This is a genomic window from Pseudomonas sp. PICF6, assembly GCF_009831705.1.
GTDB classification, from domain to species: Bacteria; Pseudomonadota; Gammaproteobacteria; order Pseudomonadales; family Pseudomonadaceae; genus Aquipseudomonas; species Aquipseudomonas rhizophila.
The window spans coordinates 57593-64042 of the sequence record NZ_WUUD01000032.1; the positions used below are offsets into that span (position 1 = coordinate 57593).

General features: G+C 63.2%; 5 protein-coding genes. All 5 read left to right on the forward strand.

Translation table 11 applies throughout. The features are described from left to right. The first annotated feature begins 131 nt into the window (after positions 1–131). Positions 132–2258, forward strand: coding sequence for a TonB-dependent copper receptor (locus tag GSM73_RS20855; RefSeq protein ID WP_160893710.1), 2127 nt, complete (start codon positions 132–134; stop codon positions 2256–2258). A gap of 165 nt (positions 2259–2423) precedes the next feature. Further along, complete coding sequence (locus GSM73_RS20860) at positions 2424–3803, forward strand: PepSY domain-containing protein (RefSeq protein ID WP_160893712.1); 1380 nt, start codon at positions 2424–2426, stop codon at positions 3801–3803. 202 nt (positions 3804–4005) lie between these two features. Then, the gene (locus tag GSM73_RS20865) at positions 4006–4794 is read left to right on the forward strand and encodes an ABC transporter ATP-binding protein (RefSeq protein ID WP_047227368.1); all 789 of its coding nucleotides are present in this window, start codon (positions 4006–4008) and stop codon (positions 4792–4794) included. Further along, positions 4791–5738, forward strand: a complete 948-nt coding sequence (locus GSM73_RS20870; protein WP_160893714.1) for an ABC transporter substrate-binding protein — start codon at positions 4791–4793, stop codon at positions 5736–5738. The genes GSM73_RS20865 and GSM73_RS20870 overlap by 4 nt, the downstream gene beginning before the upstream one ends. Further along, positions 5735–6450 (forward strand): iron ABC transporter permease (locus GSM73_RS20875; protein ID WP_160893881.1); only part of this gene is annotated, 716 nt, incomplete at its 3' end. The genes GSM73_RS20870 and GSM73_RS20875, both read left to right, overlap by 4 nt.

The following is a 6450-nucleotide window of genomic DNA, read 5'->3' on the forward strand; positions in this document are numbered from 1 at the left end:
CATTCTTCCCCGGTGCCCGCACCCGCGCACCGCCCCTCGTCGCGTAGACCCCGACACTTACCTCACCCGGTCGCAAAAGACAGCCCCAGGTTGCCCGACCGTGTCGTTTACGTCTGTTCGATGGAATCATCATGTCCAGGTTTTCTGCCGGCATCGCATTGGGCGCAGCCCAGGTTCGCTGCTCCCCGAACGAGCCACGGGTTCGTTTTCGCTACACCGCCACCGCACTGTGCGGCCTGCTGCTCACGCCCTGTGCGCTGGCCGACGAGCATGCTCACCACGAAGCTCAGATCGAAGAGCTGAGCCCGACGGTCATTACCGCCGTCGCTCCCAGCTCGCCCCTGACCGTGGTCACCAACCCCAAGGATCCGCGCCAACCGGTGCCGGCCAGCGACGGCGGCGATTATCTCAAGACCATTCCCGGCTTCGCCCTGGTGCGCAACGGCGGCACCAATGGCGACCCGGTACTGCGGGGCATGTTCGGCTCGCGGCTGAACATTCTCACCAATGGCAGCATGCTGCTGGGCGCTTGCCCGGGCCGGATGGACGCGCCGACGTCCTATATTTCGCCGGAAACCTACGACAAACTCACCGTGATCAAGGGCCCGCAAACCGTGCTCTGGGGCCCTGGTGCATCGGCCGGGACCGTGCTGTTCGAACGCGAGCCGGAGCAGTTCGGCGAACTGGGCACCCGGGTCAACGCCAGCGTACTGGCCGGTTCCAACGGGCGCTTCGACAAGGTCGTGGATGCGGCCGCCGGCGGGTCTTTGGGTTACGTGCGGGTGATCGGCAACACCGCTCATTCAGACGATTATCGTGACGGCAACAACGACACGGTGCCGTCGCGCTACGACAAGTGGAACGGCGACGTGACGCTGGGCTGGACGCCGGATGCCGATACCCTGCTGGAACTGACCGCTGGCAAGGGCGACGGTGAAGCACGCTACGCCGGACGTGGCATGGATGGCTCGCAGTTCAAGCGTGAAAGCCTGGGCTTGCGTTTCGAGCGTTCGAACATGGGCGATGTGCTGGATACGCTCGAAGCGCAGGTCTACTACAACTACGCCGACCATGTGATGGACAACTACACGCTGCGCACGCCGTCCGGCACCGGGATGATGGCCGGCCCCATGGCCTCCAACGTCGACCGCCGCACCCTCGGCGCACGCATCAAGGCCACCTGGCGCTGGGCCGATGTGCAATTGATCAGTGGCCTGGACGCCCAGACCAACGAGCATCGCCAACGCAGCAGCATGGGCATCGACACCTACAAGGAACGGCCGCGCACCAAGGACGCCGACTTTCATAACTACGGCGTGTTCAGTGAGTTGACCTGGTACGCCGCCGACCGCGACCGGCTGGTCAGCGGCGCCCGCCTCGACCGCGCCTCGGCCAAGGATTACCGCCAAAGCATCGGCTCCGGCATGTCCGCCCGGCCCAATCCCACTGCCGACCAAACCCGCGCCGACACGCTGCCCAGTGGTTTCGTACGCTACGAACACGATCTGGCCGACAGCCCTACTACCCTCTATGCGGGCCTGGGCCACGCGCAACGTTTCCCGGATTACTGGGAGCTGTTTTCGGCCAACGCCGGCCCCGCCGGTTCGCTGAATGCTTTCGACTCGATCAAACCGGAGAAAACCACCCAACTCGACTTCGGCCTGCAGTACAAAACCGAAACCCTCGAAGCCTGGGCGTCGGGTTATGTCGGGCAGGTGCGCGACTACATCCTGTTCGACTACACGCCCGGCATGATGGGCACCACCTCCCGGGCCGAGAACATTGATGCACGGATCATGGGCGGTGAGCTGGGCGCGGCCTACAAGCTGACCGAGCGCTGGAAAGCCGATGCGACATTGGCCTACGCCTGGGGCAAAAACAGCAGCGATGGCAGCGCTCTGGCACAGATGCCGCCGCTCGACGCCCGCCTGGGCCTGACCTACAGCGAAGACCGCTGGAGCGCCGGTGCCCTGTGGCGCGTGGTGGCCGCGCAAAACCGTGTCGACGAAAACAAGGGCAACGTGGTGGGCAAGGACTACGGCAAGAGCTCCGGGTTCGGGGTGTTCTCCCTCAACGGTGCCTACCGCATCAATAAACACTGGAAGGTCAGCAGCGGCGTCGACAACCTGTTCGGCAAAGCCTACGCCGAACATCTGAACCTGGCCGGCAACGCCGGGTTCGGCTACCCGGCGAGTGACCCGCAAGCCATCAACGAACCGGGGCGCACGCTCTGGACCAAGGTGGATATGAGTTTCTGAAAGCATCGCGGGCAAGCCTTGCTCCCACAGGTAGTTCATTGCTGAGGGGCACAACTTGTCCCACTGCACTGACAAGTACTGTGGGAGCAAGGCTTGCCCGCGATCGGTTGCGCAGCAACCGCAAAAAACATAACGATCACATTTGCCCTGCGGAGCGCTTCTAAAATGAGCCAACCGAAACCCAATTTCTACAACCTGGCCTGGCGCTGGCATTTTTATGCCGGGCTGTTCGTGGCGCCGTTCATGGTGATGCTGGCCCTGACCGGCATCATTTACCTGTTCAAGCCGCAACTCGACCCTCTGATGTACGGCAGCCTGCTGAACGTGCCGGCCGGCCATCACACGATGGCGGCGGACGACCTGCTCAAACAGGTCCGCCAGGCCTACCCCGAAGGCCAGGTCAAACAGTACCTGCCGCCGATCAATGCCGAGCGCAGTGCGCAATTCGTGGTGATCGACAAGAGCCGCGAGCTTAACGTGTTCATCGACCCGTACCATGGCGATGTCCTCGGTGAACAGGACGCCAAGGACAACCTGCAAGCCATCGCCCGGGCCATCCACGGTGAGTTGATGATCGGCACCGTGGGTGACCGACTGGTGGAAATGGCCGCCGGCTGGGGCGTGGTCCTGGTGGTGTCGGGCCTGTACCTGTGGTGGCCTCGCGGGCAGTCGTCGGCCGGAGTGTTGTGGCCACGCTGGAGCGCTCGCGGTCGTTTGTTCTGGCGCGACCTGCATGGGGTCGTCGGCTTCTGGGGCGCGGCGTTTCTGCTGGTGATGCTGCTCAGCGGCATGACCTGGACCGGCTTCTGGGGCAAGCAATATGCTGACCTCTGGAACCGCTTCCCGGCTGCCATGTGGAACGACATGCCCAAGTCCGACGTCGCGGCCGGCAGCCTCAACAATGCGCACCGCCAGACCGTACCCTGGGCCGTGGAAAATACCCCGATGCCGATGTCCGGCGACCATGCCGAACACATGGCCCACGGCGGCGCCCATGAAGGTCCCGCCGCGCCGACCATAAGCCTGCAAGCGGTGCAGGACATCGCCACCGAACGCAAAGTGGAACCTGGCTACAGCATCACCCTGCCGACCACCGCTACCGGCGTATTCACCATCGCTGTATTCGCCGACGACCCGCGCAACGACGCGACCCTGCACGTGGACCAGTACACCGGCAAGGTCCTGGCGGATGTGCGTTGGGAACATTACAGCGTCGTCGCCCGCGCCACCGAAACCGGCGTGATGCTGCACGAAGGCAAGATGTTCGGCCCGCTGAACCAGATCATCGTGTTGCTGATTTGCCTGATGATCCTGCTCAGCGCCGTCAGCGGCGTGGTGATCTGGTGGAAGCGTCGGCCCCAGGGCAAGTTCGGCGTACCGGCACTGCGTCACGACTTGCCGACCTGGAAGACCGGGGTGTTCATTATGCTGGCCCTGGCGGTGGTGTTTCCGCTGGTGGGGGCGTCGCTGCTGGTGATGGGGTTGCTGGATCGGCTCGTCACCCGTTTCAATCGCCAGCCTGAGGTGGTTTCATCTTCAAGTTGAAGACAGTGCGTTAACGAAAGACGGCGCGAAACCTCTACAATCGCGCCCGCCTTGCGAATTGTGAACACGGTGTTCCTGTGGGAGCGAGCCTGCTCGCGATAGCGGTCTGTCAGCCACCTCTGCGCAGGCTGATCCAGCGCTATCGCGAGCAGGCTCGCTCCCACAGGGGGCTGTGTCTCGATCCAACCATTTGAGTAGCTGCATGACCGCACTAACCCTCTCCCACCTCGCCTGGACACCCCTGGGCCATGGCCACTGCCATCATCAGTTCCAGCTGCGTGACGCCACGTTGCAGGTGGGTGCCGGGGAGTTTGTCGGGTTGATCGGGCCCAATGGCAGCGGCAAGACCAGTCTGTTGCGCTGCGCCTATCGGTTCAGTCAGCCGGAGGCGGGCGAGGTGAAACTTGACCATCACAACGTCTGGAAACAGTCCTCGCGCTGGTGCGCCCAACGCATCGCTGTGGTGTTGCAAGAGTTTCCCGACGCCTTCGGTCTGACGGTCCAGGAAGTGGTCGCCATGGGGCGCACGCCACACAAAGGCCTGTTCGATGGCGACAGTCACGAAGACCGCCGTCTGGTCATCGAGGCCCTCGAAGCGGTCGGGTTGCAAGGCTTCGGCGACCATGCTTTCGCCACACTCTCGGGCGGGGAAAAGCAACGGGTGATCCTGGCTCGCGCCCTGGCGCAGCAGCCGCAGGTGCTGATCCTCGATGAGCCGACCAATCACCTCGACCCGCGTTATCAACTCCAACTGCTGCAACTGATCAAACGCCTGGGGATCGGCACCCTCGCCAGCATCCACGACCTGAACCTGGCCGCTGCGTTCTGTGATCGGCTCTACGTCATCGACCACGGACACATCGTCGCCAGCGGCACGCCCAAGGAAGTGCTGACGGTCACGCTATTGCGCGACGTCTTTGGCGTGCAGGCGCTGATTGACGAACACCCCTTGGCCGCCCACCCCCGAATCACCTGGATAACCCAACCATGATCTTGCGTTCCCTGCTGCTTCTGCCGCTGCTGCTCGGCAGTGCACATGCTTTGGCCGAGGCCACCCGCTACCCATTGACGATCCAAAGCTGCAATCGCGAAGTCACCTTCAACCAGGCGCCGAAACACGCCGTCAGCCATGACATCAACATGACCCAGATGATGCTCGCCCTGGGGCTCAAGTCGCGCATGGTGGGCTACAGCGGCATCAGCGGCTGGAAGTCAGTGACGCCCGACATGGAGAAAATCCTCGATGGCCTGCCGGAGCTGGCGGCCAAATACCCGTCGGTGGAAACCCTGCTCAATGCCAACGTGGATTTCTTCTTTGCCGGCTGGGACTACGGCATGCGGGTGGGCGGCGACCTGACGCCGCAAACCCTGCAACCGCTGGGCATCAATGTGTACGAGTTGACCGAATCCTGCGCGTTCGTGATGAAACGCCCGCCGGCCACCCTGGAAGACACCTATAACGACCTGCGCAACCTGGGAAGGATTTTCGATGTGCAGGATCGCGCCAATGAGTTGATCGCCTCGATGCAGGCCCAGGTGGCGCAAGTGCGCAAGCAGTTGCCTGCTGATCAGCCCCGAGTGTTCCTGTACGACAGTGGCGAAGACCGCGCCATGACCTCCGGCCGTCTCGGCATGCCACAGGCCCTGATCGATGCGGCCGGCGGGCGCAACATTCTTGATGACGTGCAGACCAGTTGGACCCGGGTGAGCTGGGAGAACGTGGTCGAGCGCAACCCCGAAGTGATCGTGATTGTCGATTACGGCGAAGTCAGCGCCGAGCAGAAGCAGCAATTCCTGCTGAACAACCCGGCCCTGCAATCGGTGGATGCGATCAAGCACCGGCGCTTCATCGTGATCCCTTACGTTCAGGCCACGCCGGGTATCGATAACGTATTAGCGGTGCAAACCCTGGCAAAGGGTTTTCACCGTCCATGAGCAATCGTCGCTATGGCGCGTTGCTGGTGTGCCTCGGTGCACTGATGCTGGTGTCGTGCGTGGTGTCCCTGGGGTTCGGTCCGGCGCGGGTGCCGGTGGCTGTGGTCTGGGACATCCTGCTGAACAAGGCTTTCGGTGTGGGTGACGTGTATTGGTCGCCCGGCCAGGAACATATCGTTTGGCTGATCCGCGTCCCGCGCCTGCTGCTCGGTGCCTTGGTGGGCGCGGGGCTGGCGTTGATCGGTGCGGTCCTGCAAGCGGTGACGCGCAACCCCCTGGCCGACCCGCACCTGCTGGGCGTCACGTCCGGCGCGACCCTGGGTGCGGTCATTGTGGTGCTGCATGTCGGTGAGATCATTGGTCTGCTGACCCTGCCGCTGGCCGCATTTATCGGCGCATTGTTGAGCATGTTGCTGGTACTGGCCATCGCCAGCCGCCAAGGCCGTCTGGAAAGCGATCGCTTGTTGCTGTGCGGCGTGGCGGTGTCATTCGTGATGATGGCGGCGGCCAACCTCTTGCTGTTTCTGGGTGACCATCGCGCCAGTTCCGCAGTGATGTTCTGGATGCTCGGCGGCCTGGGCCTGGCGCGCTGGGAATTGCTGGCGGTGCCGGCGGCCAGTGTGTTGCTGGGGCTGGGATTGCTGCTGGGCATGGCCCGGCCGCTGAATGCACTGATGGCGGGCGAACAGACCGCCGTGACCCTGGGCCTGAA

Bases quoted from the DNA above. Each gene is read 5' to 3' on its own strand.
- GSM73_RS20865 (WP_047227368.1), top strand. From the start codon at position 4,006: ATGACCGCACTAACCCTCTCCCACCTCGCCTGGACACCCCTGGGCCAT.
- GSM73_RS20860 (WP_160893712.1), top strand. From the start codon at position 2,424: ATGAGCCAACCGAAACCCAATTTCTACAACCTGGCCTGGCGCTGGCAT.
- GSM73_RS20870 (WP_160893714.1), top strand. From the start codon at position 4,791: ATGATCTTGCGTTCCCTGCTGCTTCTGCCGCTGCTGCTCGGCAGTGCA.
- GSM73_RS20855 (WP_160893710.1), top strand. From the start codon at position 132: ATGTCCAGGTTTTCTGCCGGCATCGCATTGGGCGCAGCCCAGGTTCGC.